Annotated in this window: 15 protein-coding genes; all 15 read left to right on the forward strand. The window is 63.7% G+C overall.

From position 1 onward, the window contains the following. Nucleotides 1-104: 104 nt before the first annotated feature. The 15 genes from aroB to ACOQFS_RS19950 all read left to right on the forward strand — a co-directional run bounded on the left by aroB (nucleotide 105) and on the right by ACOQFS_RS19950 (nucleotide 18,011). Nucleotides 105-1,217, forward strand: coding sequence for a 3-dehydroquinate synthase (gene aroB / locus ACOQFS_RS19880; protein WP_421564539.1), 1,113 nt, complete (start codon nucleotides 105-107; stop codon nucleotides 1,215-1,217). Nucleotides 1,218-1,550: 333 nt separating this feature from the next. Next, nucleotides 1,551-2,723 carry a deoxyguanosinetriphosphate triphosphohydrolase gene (locus ACOQFS_RS19885; RefSeq protein WP_421564540.1) on the forward strand — a complete coding sequence of 391 codons (1,173 nt, stop codon included), beginning with the start codon at nucleotides 1,551-1,553 and terminating at the stop codon, nucleotides 2,721-2,723. A gap of 147 nt (nucleotides 2,724-2,870) precedes the next feature. After that, entirely contained in the window at nucleotides 2,871-3,506 is a 636-nt protein-coding gene (locus ACOQFS_RS19890) for a DUF1415 domain-containing protein (RefSeq protein ID WP_421564541.1), read from the forward strand. A 212-nt stretch (nucleotides 3,507-3,718) separates the two neighbouring features. After that, a complete protein-coding gene (locus ACOQFS_RS19895; protein ID WP_421564542.1) occupies nucleotides 3,719-4,576 on the forward strand; it encodes a class I SAM-dependent methyltransferase in 858 nt (285 codons plus the stop codon). 83 nt (nucleotides 4,577-4,659) lie between these two features. Continuing rightward, a complete protein-coding gene (locus tag ACOQFS_RS19900) occupies nucleotides 4,660-5,370 on the forward strand; it encodes a transposase (protein ID WP_421564543.1) in 711 nt (236 codons plus the stop codon). A gap of 168 nt (nucleotides 5,371-5,538) precedes the next feature. Further along, entirely contained in the window at nucleotides 5,539-10,269 is a 4,731-nt protein-coding gene (locus tag ACOQFS_RS19905; RefSeq protein WP_421564544.1) for a glutamate synthase-related protein, read from the forward strand. 54 nt (nucleotides 10,270-10,323) lie between these two features. Continuing rightward, nucleotides 10,324-11,802 (forward strand): glutamate synthase subunit beta, encoded by a 1,479-nt coding sequence (locus ACOQFS_RS19910; protein ID WP_421564545.1) that lies wholly within the window; start codon nucleotides 10,324-10,326, stop codon nucleotides 11,800-11,802. A gap of 311 nt (nucleotides 11,803-12,113) precedes the next feature. Beyond that, nucleotides 12,114-12,932 carry an ABC transporter ATP-binding protein gene (locus ACOQFS_RS19915; RefSeq protein WP_421564546.1) on the forward strand — a complete coding sequence of 273 codons (819 nt, stop codon included), beginning with the start codon at nucleotides 12,114-12,116 and terminating at the stop codon, nucleotides 12,930-12,932. Next, a complete protein-coding gene (gene mlaE, locus ACOQFS_RS19920) occupies nucleotides 12,929-13,711 on the forward strand; it encodes a lipid asymmetry maintenance ABC transporter permease subunit MlaE (protein ID WP_421564547.1) in 783 nt (260 codons plus the stop codon). The genes ACOQFS_RS19915 and mlaE overlap by 4 nt, the downstream gene beginning before the upstream one ends. A gap of 39 nt (nucleotides 13,712-13,750) precedes the next feature. Continuing rightward, nucleotides 13,751-14,239 (forward strand): outer membrane lipid asymmetry maintenance protein MlaD, encoded by a 489-nt coding sequence (mlaD, locus tag ACOQFS_RS19925; RefSeq protein WP_421564548.1) that lies wholly within the window; start codon nucleotides 13,751-13,753, stop codon nucleotides 14,237-14,239. Between the two features lie 107 nt (nucleotides 14,240-14,346). Continuing rightward, nucleotides 14,347-15,090, forward strand: a complete 744-nt coding sequence (locus ACOQFS_RS19930) for an MlaA family lipoprotein (RefSeq protein ID WP_421564601.1) — start codon at nucleotides 14,347-14,349, stop codon at nucleotides 15,088-15,090. 147 nt (nucleotides 15,091-15,237) lie between these two features. Beyond that, complete coding sequence (locus tag ACOQFS_RS19935; protein WP_421564549.1) at nucleotides 15,238-15,879, forward strand: MlaC/ttg2D family ABC transporter substrate-binding protein; 642 nt, start codon at nucleotides 15,238-15,240, stop codon at nucleotides 15,877-15,879. A 37-nt stretch (nucleotides 15,880-15,916) separates the two neighbouring features. Continuing rightward, nucleotides 15,917-16,237: an STAS domain-containing protein gene (locus ACOQFS_RS19940; protein WP_421564602.1), complete on the forward strand. Its 321-nt coding sequence runs from the start codon at nucleotides 15,917-15,919 to the stop codon at nucleotides 16,235-16,237. Between the two features lie 83 nt (nucleotides 16,238-16,320). Then, complete coding sequence (locus ACOQFS_RS19945) at nucleotides 16,321-17,259, forward strand: ABC transporter ATP-binding protein (protein ID WP_421564550.1); 939 nt, start codon at nucleotides 16,321-16,323, stop codon at nucleotides 17,257-17,259. Beyond that, entirely contained in the window at nucleotides 17,256-18,011 is a 756-nt protein-coding gene (locus ACOQFS_RS19950) for an ABC transporter permease (protein ID WP_421564551.1), read from the forward strand. Before ACOQFS_RS19945 ends, ACOQFS_RS19950 begins: the two co-directional genes overlap by 4 nt.

Consider the following 18,011-nt stretch of genomic DNA (forward strand, 5'->3'; position numbering starts at 1 on the left):
GTTGGGCCCCTTGGCAATGCCTTGGGGCCTTTCTCGTTGCGTAAAATTATCTTTCTGGATTGCGCAATACTGTTTGCGCCGTTTTGCAAAAAAGTTATTGAAAAATGGACTTGGAAATAATTCCTGCAGGTGCACTTCGGATCAATCTTGATGAACGAAGCTACGCCATTCATGTGGATCATTTCGCAGACCACTCCTGGTGCGATGGCCTTGAGTTGCCCGTCGGTACGTCTGCGATGGTCGTTACGAACGATGTGGTTGGCGGTATTTATCTTCAAAGGCTTGTGGAGCGGTTGACAAGCCGCTATCCGGTTGTTCACTTTGTGGAATTGCCAGATGGTGAGGATCACAAGGACTGGAAAACCCTGGATTTGATTTTTACTGCATTGTTATCTAAGGGCTGTGACCGTAAGACGGTCTTGTACGCCTTGGGTGGTGGTGTGGTTGGCGATATGACCGGATTTGCAGCTGCGTCATATATGCGCGGTATCAAATTTGTTCAGGTGCCAACGACGCTATTGGCCCAGGTTGATTCTTCTGTCGGCGGTAAGACTGCCATCAATCACCCCTTGGGCAAGAACATGATCGGTGCCTTCTACCAGCCGCAATTGGTAGTGTGTGACCTTTCAACTTTGAAGACTCTGCCGAAGCGGGAATTGAGATCTGGCTTGGCAGAAGTGATCAAGTACGGGCCGATCGCTGATATGGAATTCATGGCCTGGCTCGAAAGTTCGGTGGAGCTTGTACTGGATGGCGATACGGATGCGCTGGCTCATTGCGTTCGTCGCAGCTGTGAAATCAAGGCGGAGGTGGTCGGGCAGGATGAGACGGAGTCGGGTCTCAGAGCCATCCTCAATTTCGGACACACCTTCGGCCACGCGATCGAGACGGGAATGGGCTACGGCGTGTGGCTCCACGGTGAGGGCGTTGCGGCGGGGATGGTCATGGCGGCAGAACTTTCTCGTCGCATGGGAATGGTCTCCTCCGAATTTGTGGCAAGGCTGACCTCGCTGATTTCTCGTGCTGGCCTGCCGACCAGGGGCCCTGTGATCGATGCCGCAGACAATGCGGGCCGATATTTGGAACTCATGCGCGTGGACAAGAAGGCTGAGGCGGGGGAGATTCGGTTTGTCGTCCTTGATGGACCAGGAAAGGCGGTTTTGCGCACGGCGCCCGATGCCCTGGTTCGGGAAGTCATCGATGCGTGCTGTGAGTAGGTGCGTCTGGGATCGCCAACGCGAGGGCTCAACGGCCTTCGCGCCTGTGGGATCGAGTTCGCAACGATCGCATTCGGTGAGGGGGCGTTCGCTTGCTGGGTCGCCAGCCCATCAGTGTGCACTGCGTCACCACCCGCTTTTGGTCAAGGCAGGTAGCGAGATCGACTGGCAGCGGCCCTGAGCGGATCAGTAGAAATCACGGTTTGCACGATTTTTTGAAGCGAACGGCGTGGGGTTCTGTCGCGATCACAGTGCGTCAAACGCGCTTGCGGTGAGAAATGAACCTGCGCCCTCAACCTGTTCCACGCTGTCCCCGTACCTCCAGAACGCGCCATGCAGACATCGCTTTTTCCTGGTTACGCGTGTGATCCTGCGACATCGCGCGGTAGGCGGTTTCACGAGCCGTCTGCGCCCACCCGCACGGAATTTCAACGTGATCGAGACCGCATCGTCCACTCCACAGCGTTTCGACGGCTGGTGTACAAGACGCAGGTGTTTCTCAACCACGAGGGCGATCTGTTCCGCACCCGGCTTACGCATTCGCTGGAGGTAGCACAGTTGGGGCGGTCGATCGCGCGGTCGCTGCACATCAACGAAGACCTGGTCGAAGCGATTTCGCTCGCACATGACCTTGGGCACACGCCGTTTGGGCACGCGGGACAAGATGCGCTGCACGCATGCATGGCGGAGCACGGCGGGTTTGAGCACAACCTCCAGAGTTTGCGCGTCGTGGACACGCTGGAGGAGCGCTACCCGCATTTCGATGGCTTGAATCTCACGTTCGAGACGCGCGAGGGCATTCTCAAGCATTGTTCACGCTCGAATGCAGAACATCTGGAGGAGCAGGAGCCTGGAGGTATCGGCGGGCGGTTCTTGCGGCGTGAGCAACCGAGCCTGGAAGCCCAGCTGTGCAATCTTGCGGACGAGATTGCGTATAACGCGCATGACATTGACGATGGGGTGCGCTCCGGCCTGATCACCATGGCGCAGCTGAGGGACGTGCCTCTGTTCGACGCGTACCGGTTTTCTGCGCAGTCCGACCACCCTGATCTCGCTGCGCCCGGGAAACAAAGGCGCCTTCTGTACGAAGCCATTCGGCGCATGCTCAGCGATCAGGTGTATGACGTGATCGACACCACGCGCGCTGCCATTGCCGAGTTCGCTCCTGCCACCGTGGATGATGTTCGGCAGCGTTGCCCGACCTTGGTGAAGTTCAGCGAGGGCATGCGTGCGAAGTCTCAGGTTTTGAAGCGATTCCTGTTCCAAAACCTTTACCGTCACCCGCAAGTGATGGAGACCACCCGGCACGCGCAGACCATCGTGCGCGAGTTGTTCGAGGCCTATCAACGGTCACCGGCCGAAATGAAGTCAGAATTTGCTGAGCGGGCCAACACCGGTGATGGGCCGCTGCGCATCCGTACCGTGGCCGACTTCATCGCTGGCATGACCGACCGTTTCGCCGCACGCGAGCATGAGCGTCTGACCGGTCGGCGGCTTCTGGATTGAGCCTGTCTGGTTGCGGTTCGCACGCATCGAGCACGTGACGTGACATCTTGGCGGCGCAGGTGGCGCAAGACGACGGGCCCGGCGCCGGTAAAATTCATTGCTCTTTCACTGCCCGCATGTTGCGCCGTGTGCGCGCCCCCCGGCCCCATGAGATCCTCCCCAACTTCGCCTGCCTCATCGTCGGGGGACACAGCGGCTCCCTATATCGACGACACAGTGAGATGGTTGGAGCGGGCTGTGATCGGCCTGAATCTGTGCCCGTTTGCCAAGAGCGTGCATGCCAAAGGGCTCATCCACTACACGGTAGTGGATGCGCGGGAACCCCAGGGCGTGCTCTTGGCCCTGCGCAGCGAACTGGAAAGCCTTGCGGCATGCAGCCCGGACGAGCGCGATACAACATTGCTGGTGCTGCCGCATTGCCTGGAAAGCTTCCTGGACTTCAATGATTTCCTGGGAGATGCCGATCAATTGCTCGAATCCATGGATCTGGATGGTGTTCTTCAAATCGCCAGCTTTCATCCGCACTTCCAGTTTGCGGGAACGTCGGCGGATGATGTGACGAACTGCACCAACCGGTCGCCGTATCCCACCTTGCATTTGCTGCGAGAGGAAAGCGTTGATCGCGCAGTGGCTGCGTTTCCGGAGGCGGAGACGATTTATGAACGCAACATCGAGGTGCTGGAGTCGCTGGGCGCATCAGGCTGGGCGGCCCTGGAGGTTGGTGCACACGACTTGCCGCGCGGATGCTCCTCGTCTCGGAAGGCAGACGGTGAGTCGCAATGAAGCAAGAAAAGAAGCGCCAGACGGCGGCACCCAAGCAAGTGCAAGAGACCACGCGCACTGAGCAGAGCGATCTGGATCGCTCATTGAACACAGCACAACAAGGCGCGAAGCACCTCAAGCCGGCCTTGGGGGGCAAGAAGGTACGTGATGCGGCGAGCGCGCAAGCGGCTCACACTCGCACATCGCCGCCAGCGCGCCCGGACGCAGCAGATTTGCCCGAGCTGCGCCCTGGCCAATCGGTGGAGCTGCTCAAGGAGTTGCACATCCTCACCCGCGACGGGCGGCTCAACCAGGACTCGCGGCGCAAGCTCAAGCAGGTCTACCACCTCTTCAACTTCATAGAGCCTCTGCTTCAAGACTTGTCCACACCGGACGCGGGAGCCACGCTGGCCGACCACGGCGCCGGCAAGTCGTATCTGGGATTCATTCTTTACGACCTGTATTTCAAGTCTGCCGGGCGCGGCCACATCTACGGGGTGGAAACCCGGGCCGAACTGGTCGAAAAGTCCCGGGCGCTGGCGTCGCGGCTGGGCTTTGGCCGCATGTCGTTCCTCAACCTTTCGGTCGCTGAATCTGCGGATGCGAAGGAGCTTCCTGCGCGCATCGACATCGTCACCGCGCTGCACGCCTGTGACACCGCCACCGATGATGCCATCGCCTTTGGGCTGCAGAAGCGGGCGCGCGCCATGGTGCTGGTGCCGTGTTGCCAGGCCGAAATGGCCGCCTGCCTGCGTCAGGGCAAGGCACTGCAGTTGGCGCGAACGCCCTTGGCGGAGCTTTGGCGTCACCCGCTGCACACGCGGGAGCTGGGCAGCCAGGTGACCAATGTGCTGCGCTGCCTTTATCTGGAGTCGCAGGGCTACCAGGTGACGGTGACCGAGCTGGTGGGCTGGGAGCACAGCATGAAAAACGAATTGATCATCGCGCGATACACCGGCCAGAAGAAGCGCAGCGCGGCCGACCGCTTGCAGGCGATCCTGGAACAATTCGGCCTGGATGGCGCGATGGGTGCGCGATTCGGCCTTGCGTCGGACGCATCGACCCCTGCACTGGCGCCCCCGTCTCGTTGAACGGGCACGCGCTCGACCCCGCGCGGCGAAAATGGGGGACGGGTTTATGATCCGCGCCTCCTGACTCGTGAAGCGATCTTGACATGGCCCGCCTGCCGCGCCTGACCTTGCCGGACCACCTGCACCACGTCATCCAGCGTGGCAACAACCGGCAGCCCATCTTCGTCGACCGCGAAGACCATGAGCTGATGCTAGCGCTGCTGGCAGAAAACGCGCAAAAGCATGCCGTGGCGGTGCATGCCTATGTGCTGATGGACAACCACTTTCACCTGCTGGCAACACCGTCGACGGCCGATGGGCTCCCGCAGATGATGCAGGCCGTGGGACGGCGCTACGTCCAAACTTTCAACCGTCGGCATGGGCGCACGGGCACGCTCTGGGAAGGCCGGTATCGCTGCACGGTGATGGAGGCGGACCGCTATCTGTTGCCAGGCATGGTCTACCTGGACCTGAACCCGGTGCGCGCGGGGGTCTGCGAGCGGGCCTCGGACTATCCCTGGTCGAGCCATGCGCACTGGCGGGGGCTGCGCAATGACCGACTCCTGACCCCGCACCCCTTGTACTGGAGCTTGGGCAACACCCCGTTTGCCCGGGAAGCGGCCTATGCATCGTTGGTTGAAGCCGGAATCGGATCGATGGAGCAGGGCGCGCTGACTGATTCCGTGTTGGGGGGATGGGCGCTGGGCCGTGCGCAGTTTGTGGAGGAACTGCAACGCGAAACGCCGCGGCGTGTTGTGCGAAGCGCCGTTGGAAGACCCAGGCTGTCAGAAAAATTGAATAAAAATAGCCCTTAGCGCTTATCTATAAAGGGTTTATAGCTATAAAAATTGATATGTCCCCAAATTTAGAAGATGCAATATCAGCGCTCAAAACAATTGGATCTGACCCTCATTAATATGCTTGCAGCGCATGTTGCAATGCACTAATCTTGCACTCCCTGCGAAAAATATGAGGAGTGCGCCATGACCACGGCCGCCGAGATCCAGCATCTGCAACAACACGGTTTGTATTCATCGGGTAACGAACACGACGCCTGCGGGCTTGGCTTCGTGGCCCACATCAAGGGTGTGAAGCGGCACGACATCGTGACGCAGGCCCTGAAGATCCTGGAAAACATCGACCACCGTGGCGCCGTGGGGGCTGACCCGCTGATGGGCGACGGCGCAGGCATCCTGATCCAGATCCCTGATGCCCTGTACCGCGAGGAAATGGCCAAGCAGGGCATCACGCTGCCCGCCGCCGGAGAGTACGGCGTGGGCATGATCTTTCTGCCTAAGGAGCACGCAAGCCGCCTGGCCTGCGAACAGGAGATGGAGCGCGCCATCAAGGCCGAAGGCCAGGTGCTGCTGGGCTGGCGCGATGTGCCCGTCAACCGCGACATGCCGATGTCGCCCACCGTGCGCAAGAAGGAGCCCATCTTGCGCCAGGTGTTCATCGGCCGTGGAACCGACGTGATCGTGCAGGACGCGCTGGAGCGCAAGCTGTACGTGATCCGCAAGACCGCCAGCGCTGCTATCCAGAACCTCAAGCTCAAGCACAGCAAGGAATACTACGTTCCCAGCATGTCCAGCCGCACTGTGGTCTACAAGGGCCTGCTGCTGGCCGACCAGGTGGGGGTGTACTACAAGGACCTGTCCGACGAGCGCTGCGTCTCGGCCATCGGCCTGGTGCACCAGCGCTTCTCCACCAACACCTTCCCCGAGTGGCCACTGGCCCACCCCTACCGCTATGTGGCGCACAACGGTGAAATCAACACCGTCAAGGGCAACTACAACTGGATGAAGGCGCGCGAAGGCGTGATGGCCTCGCCCGTGCTGGCGGCCGATCTGCAAAAGCTCTACCCCATCAGCTTCGCCGACCAGTCCGACACCGCCACGTTCGACAACTGCCTCGAACTGCTCACCATGGCCGGCTACCCCATCAGCCAGGCCGTGATGATGATGATCCCCGAGCCCTGGGAGCAGCACACCACCATGGACGAGCGCCGCCGCGCCTTCTATGAGTACCACGCCGCCATGCTCGAGCCCTGGGACGGCCCGGCCTCCATCGTGTTCACCGACGGCCGCCAGATTGGTGCCACGCTGGACCGCAACGGCCTGCGCCCCTCGCGCTACTGCATCACCGACGACGACCTGGTCATCATGGGCTCGGAGTCGGGCGTGCTGCCCATCCCCGAAAACAAGATCGTGCGCAAGTGGCGCCTGCAGCCCGGCAAGATGTTCCTGATCGATCTGGAGCAGGGCCGCATGATCGACGACGACGAGCTCAAGGCCAACGTCGTCAACACCAAGCCCTACAAGCAGTGGATCGAGAACCTGCGCATCAAACTGGACAGCGTGGGCAGCGATATGGCGTCGACGCCCGAAGCCGCGCCCCTGCCGCTGCTCGACCGCCAGCAGGCCTTCGGCTACACCCAGGAAGACATCAAGTTCCTGATGGCGCCCATGGCCAAGAACGGCGAAGAGGGCATCGGCTCCATGGGCAACGACAGCCCGCTGGCCGTGCTGTCGGGCAAGAACAAGCCGCTGTACAACTACTTCAAGCAGCTGTTCGCGCAGGTGACGAACCCGCCCATCGACCCGATCCGCGAAGCCATCGTGATGTCGCTGGTGTCCTTCATCGGCCCCAAGCCCAACCTGCTGGACATCAACCAGGTCAACCCGCCGATGCGCCTGGAAGTGAGCCAGCCCGTGCTGGACTTCGCCGACATGGCCAAGCTGCGCCACATCGAGAAGTACACGCAGGGCAAGTTCAAGAGCGCGACCATCGACATCACCTACCCGCTGAGCTGGGGCCGCGAAGGCGTCGAAGCCAAGCTGGCCTCGCTGTGTGCGCAGGCGGTGGATGCCATCAAGGGCGGCGCCAACATCCTGATCATCAGCGACCGCGCCGTGAGCGCCACGCAGGTGGCCATTCCCGCGCTGCTGGCGCTGTCGGCCATCCACCAGCATCTGGTTCGTGAAGGCCTGCGCACCACCGCTGGCTTGGTGGTCGAGACCGGCACGGCGCGCGAAGTGCACCACTTCGCCGTGCTGGGCGGCTACGGTGCCGAGGCCGTGCACCCCTACCTCGCCATGGAAACCCTGGCCGAGATGCACAAGGACATGCCCGGCGATCTGTCGCCGGACAAGGCCATCTACAACTACGTCAAGGCCATTGGCAAGGGCCTGTCCAAGATCATGTCCAAGATGGGCGTGAGCACGTACATGAGCTATTGCGGCGCGCAGCTGTTCGAGGCCATCGGCCTGAACACCGACACCGTGGGCAAGTATTTCACCGGCACCGCCAGCCGCGTGGAAGGCATCGGTGTCTTCGAGATCGCCGAAGAAGCCATCCGCATGCACAAGGCCGCGTTCGGCGACGACCCCGTGCTGGAAACCATGCTGGACGCTGGCGGTGAATATGCCTGGCGCACCCGCGGCGAAGACCACATGTGGACGCCCGACGCGATCGCCAAGCTGCAGCACAGCACGCGCGCCAACAACTGGAACACGTACAAGGAATACGCGCAGATCATCAACGACCAGAGCCGGCGCCACCTCACGCTGCGTGGCCTGTTCGAATTCAAGATCGATCCCTCCAAGGCCATCTCCATCGAAGAGGTCGAGCCTGCCAAGGAAATCGTGAAGCGCTTTGCCACGGGCGCCATGTCGCTCGGCTCCATCTCCACCGAGGCCCATGCCACGCTGGCCGTGGCCATGAACCGCATCGGCGGCAAGAGCAACACCGGCGAAGGCGGCGAAGACCAGCGCCGCTACCGCCAGGAACTCAAGGGTATCCCGATCAAGCAGGGCGATACCCTCAAGAGCGTGATCGGCGCCGAAAACGTCGAGGTCGACCTGCCCTTGCAGGACGGGGACTCGCTGCGCAGCCGCATCAAGCAGGTGGCCTCGGGCCGCTTCGGCGTCACGGCCGAATACCTGTCCTCGGCCGACCAGATCCAGATCAAGATGGCCCAGGGCGCGAAGCCCGGCGAAGGCGGCCAGCTGCCCGGCGGCAAGGTCTCCAACTACATCGGCAAGCTGCGCCACAGCGTGCCCGGCGTGGGTTTGATCTCGCCCCCGCCGCACCATGACATCTACTCCATCGAAGATCTGGCCCAGCTGATCCACGACCTGAAGAACGTGGCACCGCACGCCAGCATCAGCACCAAGCTGGTGTCCGAAGTGGGCGTGGGCACCATCGCTGCCGGCGTCACCAAGTGCAAGAGCGACCACCTCGTGATCGCCGGCCATGACGGCGGTACGGGCGCATCGCCCTGGTCGTCCATCAAGCATGCCGGCGGCCCCTGGGAAATCGGCCTGGCTGAAACTCAGCAGACCCTGGTGCTGAACCGCCTGCGCGGCCGCGTGCGCGTGCAGGCCGACGGCCAGATGAAGACCGGCCGCGACGTTGCCATCGGCGCGTTGCTGGGCGCCGATGAATTCGGCTTCGCCACGGCGCCCCTGGTCGTCGAGGGCTGCATCATGATGCGCAAGTGCCATCTGAACACCTGCCCCGTGGGCGTGGCCACGCAGGACCCCGAGCTGCGCAAGAAGTTTTCGGGCAAGCCCGAGCACGTGGTGAACTACTTCTTCTTCATCGCCGAAGAAGTGCGCCAGATCATGGCCCAGCTGGGCATCCGCAAGTTCGACGACCTGATCGGCCGCTCCGACCTGCTGGACACCCGTGCCGGCATCGAGCACTGGAAGGCGCGCGGCCTGGACTTCAGCCGCCTGTTCGCCCAGCCCAATGTGCCGGCCGACGTGCCACGCTTCCATGTGGACGTGCAGGACCACAACATCACGAACACGCTGGACCGCAAGCTCATCGAGCGCAGCAAGCCTGCCATCGACAAGGGCGAGCGCGTGCAGTTCATCGAGGTGGCGCGCAACGTGAACCGCTCTGTGGGCGCGATGCTCTCCGGTGCCGTCACGCGCGTGCACCCCGAAGGCCTGCCGGACGACACCATCCGCATCCAGCTCGAAGGCACGGGCGGCCAGTCCTTCGGTGCGTTCCTCACACGTGGCATCACGCTGTACCTGATCGGTGATGCCAACGACTACACAGGCAAGGGCCTGTCGGGTGGCCGTGTGATCGTGCGCCCCAGCATCGACTTCCGCGGCGACGCTGTGCGCAACACCATCGTGGGCAACACGGTGATGTATGGCGCCACCAGCGGTGAGGCCTTCTTCAGCGGTGTGGCGGGCGAGCGCTTTGCCGTGCGGCTGTCGGGCGCGACGGCGGTGGTCGAAGGCACGGGAGACCATGGCTGCGAATACATGACCGGCGGCACGGTGGTGGTGCTGGGCAAGACGGGCCGCAACTTTGCCGCCGGCATGAGCGGCGGCGTGGCCTATGTGTATGACGAAGACGGCCAGTTCGACACCCGCTGCAACATGTCCATGGTGACGCTGGAGCGCATCCTGCCCGCGACCGAGCAGGAAACCACCGTGCCGCGCTCGATCTGGCACGGCGGCCTGAGCGACGAGGCGCAGCTCAAGAAGCTTCTGGAAGACCACAACCGCTGGACCGGCAGCAAGCGCGCCCGCGAGATCCTGGACAACTGGGCCGCATCGCGCGGCAAGTTCGTCAAGGTCTTCCCGACCGAATACAAGCGCGCACTCGCTGAGATCTATGAACGCCAGGTGCTTGAAGAGCCGGCCACGCCGGCCGTGGCAGCGCCAGAAAAAGTGGCCGTGCCCGCCAAGTAAGGCGCAGAGCCCCGCCGCACCCCGTTCACAGATACAAGACTCAAGGACACCGTCATGGGAAAGACCACCGGCTTCATGGAATACGAGCGCATCGAAGAGGGCTACAAGCCCGTCGGCGAGCGCGTGAAGCACTACAAGGAATTCGTCATCGGCCTCGATGACGCGCAGGCCAAGATCCAGGGCGCGCGCTGCATGGACTGCGGCACGCCGTTTTGCAACAGCGGCTGCCCTGTCAACAACATCATTCCGGACTTCAACGACCTGGTGTACCACCAGGACTGGAAGAGCGCGATCGAGGTGCTGCACAGCACCAACAACTTCCCCGAGTTCACCGGCCGCATCTGCCCCGCACCCTGCGAGGCGGCCTGCGTGCTCAACGTGAACGACGACGCCGTGGGCATCAAGTCCATCGAGCACGCCATCATCGACCGCGCCTGGGACGAAGGCTGGGTGCAGCCGCGCCCGGCCAAGCACCAAACAGGCAAGAAGGTGGCCGTGGTGGGCTCCGGCCCTGCGGGCATGGCGGCAGCCCAGCAACTGGCGCGTGCCGGCCACAGCGTCACGCTGTTCGAGAAGAACGACCGCGTGGGCGGCCTGCTGCGCTACGGCATTCCGGACTTCAAGATGGAGAAGTCGCACATCGACCGCCGCGTGAAGCAACTCGAGGCCGAGGGCGTGGTCATCCGCACCAGCGTGTTCGTCGGTGCTGCCAAGGACGGCCTGGGCAAGGGCTCCAAGGTGACCAACTGGGCCAAGGAGACCGTCACGCCCGAGCAACTGAACAAGGAGTTCGATGCGGTGCTGCTGACCGGCGGCGCCGAGCAGTCGCGCGACCTGCCCGTGCCCGGCCGCGACCTGGATGGCATCCACTTCGCCATGGAGTTCCTGCCCCAGCAGAACAAGGTCAACGCCGGCGACAAGCTCAAGGGCCAGTTGCGCGCTGACGGCAAGCACGTCATCGTGATCGGTGGCGGCGACACCGGCTCCGACTGCGTGGGCACCAGCAACCGCCACGGCGCGGTGAGCGTCACGCAGTTCGAGCTGATGCCCCAGCCGCCCGAGCAGGAAAACCGCCCGATGACCTGGCCCTACTGGCCGATCAAGCTGCGCACCAGCTCCAGCCATGAAGAGGGTTGCGAACGCGAGTTCGCCATCTCCACCAAGGAATTCATCGGTGAAAAGGGCAAGGTCACCGGTCTCAAGACGGTGCGCGTGGAGTGGAAGGACGGCAAGATGGTGGAGGTGGCCGGCTCCGAGCAAGTGCTCAAGGCTGACCTCGTGCTGCTGGCCATGGGCTTTGTGAGCCCTGTGGCCGCCGTGCTGGAAGCCTTCGGCGTGGACAAGGATGCGCGTGGCAACGCGCGCGCCAGCACCGACTTCGACGGCGGCTACGCCACGAACGTACCCAAGGTCTTTGCGGCCGGCGACATCCGCCGCGGCCAGAGCCTGGTCGTCTGGGCCATCCGCGAAGGCCGTCAGGCCGCCCGGTCCGTGGACGAGTTCCTCATGGGCTACTCGGACCTGCCCCGCTGAACCACTGCAGCGCAGGCAAAAGCGGACAACGGCGCCCGGGGGCGCCGTTTTTCGTGGACACGGCGGTCGGCTGTGGCGCCAAAGACGCAGGCAAACAATGGGGTTTGCGGCCACAATCTCGCCTCCCCTCCAGCAGACGGTTCGGTCTCTGGGCTCCCAGCCCTGAATCCCGCCAGAACCCCTTGAATCGCGTCAGTTTGCAAACATACATGCATGTATGTTTGTTGATTCGGCTACCATCGCACGAACTGTGGCGTGCTGGCGGGGTGGGTTGACTGCTCCCACCGCTGCGTCGCCTCTTTTCCCATTGCATGTCTGACAACCCCTATCTTGCAGAGTTGCGCAACGTCACCTTCTCCTATGGGGAGAGGGTGATCCTGCGCGACCTGACGCTGGCAGTGCCGCGTGGCAAGGTGACGGCCTTGATGGGGGCGTCCGGCGGCGGCAAGACCACTGTGCTGCGACTCATCGGGGGGCAGCACCGGGCCCAGAAAGGCGAGGTGCTGTTTGACGGCCAGGACGTGGGCCAGATGGATGTGGCGGGCCTGTATGCCGCGCGGCGGCGCATGGGCATGCTGTTTCAGTTTGGCGCGCTGTTCACCGACCTGAGCGTGTTTGAAAACGTGGCCTTTCCCCTGCGCGAACACACGGACCTGCCGGAAGCGCTGATCCGCGACGTGGTGCTGATGAAGCTGCACGCCGTGGGCCTGCGCGGCGCGCGCGAGCTCATGCCGAGCGAGATTTCCGGCGGCATGGCGCGGCGGGTGGCGCTGGCACGCGCCATTGCGCTGGACCCTGAGCTGGTCATGTACGACGAGCCTTTCGCGGGGCTGGACCCGATTTCGCTGGGCACGGCCGCTCAACTCATCCGCCAGCTCAACGACTCCATGGGGCTCACGAGCATTGTCGTGTCGCACGATCTGGAGGAAACCTTCCGCCTTGCAGACCACGTCATCATCCTGGGCGATGGGGTCGTGGCAGCGCAGGGCACGCCCGACGAGGTGCGCGCATGCTCCGATCCGCTGGTGCACCAGTTCGTGCACGCGCTGCCCTCCGGGCCCGTGCCTTTCCACCACCCCGGGCCGGGTGTGGCTGAAGATTTCGGGCCCATCGAAGGGCGCACGCAATGAGTTGGTACAAGCCTTCCGACGTGGGCTGGGCCGTGCGCAGCAAGCTGGCCGACATCGGCATGAGCGCCCGCCTCTTTGCCCAGCTGGTGCGGCTGGCGGGCCCCACTTTTTTACGTCCCGCGCTGGTGCGCGACCAGGTGCATTTCCTGGGCAACTATTCGCTCTCCATCATCGCGGTATCGGGCCTGTTCGTGGGGTTTGTGCTGGGGCTGCAGGGGTACTACACCTTGCAGCGCTATGGCTCCTCGGAGGCACTCGGCCTGCTGGTGGCCCTGTCGCTGGTGCGGGAGCTGGGCCCGGTGGTGACGGCGCTGCTGTTTGCGGGCCGTGCCGGCACATCGCTCACGGCGGAGATCGGCCTCATGCGCGCGGGCGAGCAGCTCAGCGCCATGGAGATGATGGCGATCGACCCGGTGCGGCGCATCCTGGCGCCGCGATTTTGGGGTGGCGTGATCGCGATGCCCCTGCTGGCCGCCGTGTTCAGCGCCGTTGGCATCATCGGCGGCTGGGTGGTGGGCGTGCTGATGATCGGCATCGACGCAGGCGCCTTCTGGAGCCAGATGCAGGGCGGTGTGGACGTGTGGCGGGATGTGGGCAACGGCGTGCTCAAAAGCCTGGTCTTCGGCGTCACGGTGACCTTTGTGGCGCTGCTGCAGGGCTACAGCGCCAAGCCGACGCCGGAGGGCGTCTCACGCGCCACCACCCGCACGGTGGTGATGGCGTCGCTCGCAGTGCTGGCGCTGGACTTCGTGCTCACGGCACTGATGTTCAGTATCTGACGCCGGCACCGCTGGCACCTGAAGAGGAATCAAAACACAATGCAACGCTCCAAGAACGATCTGTGGGTAGGGCTGTTTGTGATGCTGGGGCTGGTGGCGCTGGTGTTTCTTGCGCTCAAGTCGGCCAACCTGCTGAGCCTGAATTTCCAGTCCGGCTACCGCATCACCGCGCGCTTCGACAACATTGGCGGGCTCAAGCCGCAGGCCGCCGTGCGCAGCGCGGGCGTGCTCGTGGGCCGGGTGGAGTCCATCGCCTTTGACGACAAGATCTTCCAGGCCCGTGTGACGCTGTCCATGGACGACCGCTACGCATTTCCCAAAGACAGCTCGCTCAAGATCCTGACCAGCGGGCTGCTGGGCGAGCAGTACATCGGCATCGAAGCCGGGGCCGAAGAGAAGACCCTCGTGGAGGGTGACTCTGTCACGGCCACGCAGTCTGCGATCGTGCTCGAAAATCTCATTGGACAATTTCTTTACAGGCAGGCCGAAAGCGGCAGTACGCCCTCCGGGGCCGGCAACAAAAAATGACGATCAGACCACCCACGTCCCTGGCAGACCAGCAGGGCAACTTCAAGCGGGGCTGCGCACAAGGCGCCCTGCACGGCAACGGCCGCTTCGCCCGCATCGCCATCAATATGGTGGTGCGCGGTCTTGGCCTGGGGCTGGGCGTCGCGCTGACCGCCGGCTGCGCCACCGTGGCGTACCCCGACCCGCGCGACCCGCTGGAGTCGTACAACCGCAGCATGACGCGGTTCAACGAGCAGGTCGATGCCATGGTGCTCAAGCCGGTGGCCATCGCCTACCGGGAAGTCACCCCCGCGCCGGTGCGCACGGGGGTGAGCAACTTCTTCGCCAACCTGAGCGACGTGTGGTCTTTTGTGAACAACGTGCTGCAGCTGCGCGGCGAGGCCGCCGCGTCCAGCTTCATGCGGGTCAACGTGAACACCTTCATGGGCCTTGGCGGCGTGCTCGACATTGCCAGCGAACTCGGCATCGAGCGGTACCGCCAGGACTTCGGCCTGACCCTGGGCCGTTGGGGCGTGGGCACAGGTCCCTATGTGGTGCTGCCCATCCTGGGCCCTTCCACCGCGCGCGACACGCTGGCCTTGCCCCTGGACGCGAAGGGCAACCTCGTGGGCTATGTCGACCCGGTGTCGGCCCGCAACGCGCTGTACGCGCTGCGCGCCGTGGACGCCCGTTCCAATCTGCTGCGTGCGAGCAATGTGCTCGACAGCGCCGCGCTCGACAAGTACAGCTTCACCCGCGACGTGTTTCTGCAGGTCCGCAGCCAGGCGGGGCAGGGGCCGCATGCGTCTGAGCGCGAAGGCGATGACGCCAATGACGGCATGCTCCCTCCAGAGCCGCCGCCGGCGAGATAGTCGCGCCATGCAGGTCGTGCGAAATGCCGTGGGCCACGACCCGGCCCAGGTCGCGTACGTTTTGCAACACCTGCAGCGCAGCGGCCGGAACCCTGGACAGGGCAATGAATCGATCCACGACGGGATCCCTGGAAAGTAGAGGAAACAATGAACCGACGTACCCTGGGGCAGATGGCGCTGTGTGCAGCCGCTGCCGTTTCGCTGGGCATGCCCCTCGCGGCACTGGCGGCCGACGAAGCGCCCGATGCGCTCATCAAGCGGCTTTCCGCCGACGTGCTGACGACGGTGAAGGCCGACAAGGCGATCCAGGCCGGCGATCTGGGCAAGATCATTGCGCTGGTCGATGGCACGGTGATGCCGAATGTGAACTTTCGCCGCATGACGGCCGCCGCCGTGGGGCCGGGCTGGCGCCAGGCCACGCCCGAGCAGCAAAAGCGGCTGCAGGACGAGTTCAAGGTCCTGCTGGTGCGCACCTACGCCGGTGCACTGGCACAGGTGAACGATCAGTCCATTCAGGTCAAGCCGCTGCGCGCTGCGCCTGGCGACAAGGATGTGCTGGTGCGCACCGAGATCGTGGGCCGGGGTGACCCCATCCAGCTGGATTACCGCCTGGAAAAGACGCCGGGCGAGGGCGCTGGCTGGAAAATCTACAACCTGAACGTGCTGGGTGTCTGGCTGGTGGAGACCTACCGGGGGCAGTTCGCCCAGGAGATCAATGCCAAGGGCATTGACGGACTCATCGACACGCTGGTGGCCCGTAACAAATCGAACGCTGCGGCCTTGCGCTGAAGCGACGATGTCCCCGCGCACCCCCATGACGGCCGCCATGCTGGTATTGCCCGCCGAACTCACGCACCGCGAGGCTGCGGTGTGCCTTGCCATGCTCCTGCAAGGGCTCAAGGTGCATGGCGAGAGCGAGCTGGTGGTGGACGCTCGCGCGCTGGCCGTGTTTGACACCTCGGCGCTGGCCGTGCTGCTGGAATGCCGGCGGGAGGCGCTCTCCGAGGGCAAGACCTTCGCCGTTCAGGGCCTGCCAGCGGCATTGCACGGCATGGCGGGGCTGTACGGAGTGGAGTCCCTGCTGGCCCCGGCCACACCGTCTGACCCATCCGCGCCGGCCGACCCGTCCGTCGCGTCCGCCTCATAGCGGTCCACCGCTACCAGCCACGCCACGCTCCACGCGCCCCCCTGCGGCAGGGGTTGGGGGCAGGCCTTAAAATCGTGGGCTTCATGCCCGCAGTCTCTTTCCAAGCCGTCTCCAAGACCTTCGCCACACCCAAGGGCCCCTTCCAGGCACTCAACCATGTCAGCCTGGACATCGAGGAGGGCGAGTTCTTCGGCCTTCTGGGCCCCAATGGCGCGGGCAAGACCACCCTCATCAGCATTCTGGCGGGCCTTGCGCGCGCCAGCGATGGCCGCGTGCTGGTGCAGGGCAGCGACGTGCAGGCCGACTTCGCCGCCGCCCGCCGCAAGCTCGGCGTGGTGCCGCAGGAGCTGGTGTTCGACCCGTTCTTCAACGTGCGCGAATCGCTGCGCATCCAGTCGGGCTACTTTGGCGTGAAGAACAACGATGCCTGGATCGACGAGCTGCTCGAAAACCTGGGCCTGGCCGACAAGGCCAATGCCAACATGCGCCAGCTGTCGGGCGGCATGAAGCGCCGCGTGCTGGTGGCCCAGGCGCTGGTGCACAAGCCGCCCATCATTGTGCTCGACGAGCCCACGGCCGGCGTGGACGTGGAGCTGCGCCAGACCCTGTGGCATTTTGTGGCCCGCCTGAACAAGGAGGGCCACACCGTGCTGCTCACCACGCACTACCTTGAAGAGGCCGAGGCCCTGTGCGGCCGCATCGCCATGCTCAAGTGGGGGCAGATCGTGGCGCTCAACCGAACCAGCGAACTGCTGCAGGCCGCCTCGGGCAGCATCCTGCAGTTCAAGACCGACGCCGCGCTGCCGCCGTCGCTCGCCCCCTTGGCGCGCGTCACGGGCCGCATCGTGCAGCTGCCCGCGCTCGATGCTGCAGAAATCGAAAGCCACCTGGCTGCGCTGCGCGTGGCGGGCGTGGAGGTGCATGACATGGAAATCCGCCGGCCCGACCTGGAAGATGTCTTCCTGCAGGTGATGTCCGGCGCCAAAGCCGGCCACGCTTCGCTCGAAGGAGTGGCGCTGTGACGGGCTGGCAGACGCTGTTCTACAAAGAGGTGCTGCGCTTCTGGAAGGTCAGCTTCCAGACCGTGGCCGCGCCCGTGCTCACCGCCGTGCTGTACCTGCTGATCTTCGGCCATGTGCTCGAAGACCATGTAAAGGTGTACGACCGCATCAGCTACACCGCCTTCCTGGTGCCGGGCCTGGTGATGATGAGCGTGCTGCAGAACGCCTTTGCCAACAGCTCGTCGAGCCTGATCCAGAGCAAGATCATGGGCAGCCTGGTGTTCGTGCTGCTCACGCCGCTGTCGCACTGGGCGTGGTTTGTGGCGTATGTGGGCTCGTCCGTGGTGCGCGGGCTGGTGGTGGGGCTGGGGGTGTTCGTCGTGACGCTGGCGTTTGCACGGCCTGAGTTTGCAGCGCCCTTGTGGGTCCTGGTGTTCGCCTTTCTGGGCGCGGCGCTGCTGGCCACGCTGGGGCTGATCGCGGGGCTGTGGGCCGACAAGTTCGACCAGCTCGCTGCGTTCCAGAATTTCGTGGTGGTGCCCATGACGTTTCTGTCGGGCGTGTTCTATTCCATCCAGTCGCTGCCGCCCTTCTGGCAGACGGTGAGCCACCTCAACCCGTTCTTCTACATGATCGATGGCTTCCGCTACGGCTTCTTCGGCCAGAGCGACACCTCGCCCTGGCTCAGCCTCACCATCGTGGGCATCGCCTGGCTGGCCGTGAGCGCGCTGGCCGTCCACCTGCTGCGCACCGGCTACAAAATTCGGAACTGA

It is taken from the genome of Paracidovorax sp. MALMAid1276 (assembly GCF_049198005.1).
GTDB lineage: Bacteria > Pseudomonadota > Gammaproteobacteria > Burkholderiales > Burkholderiaceae_C > Acidovorax.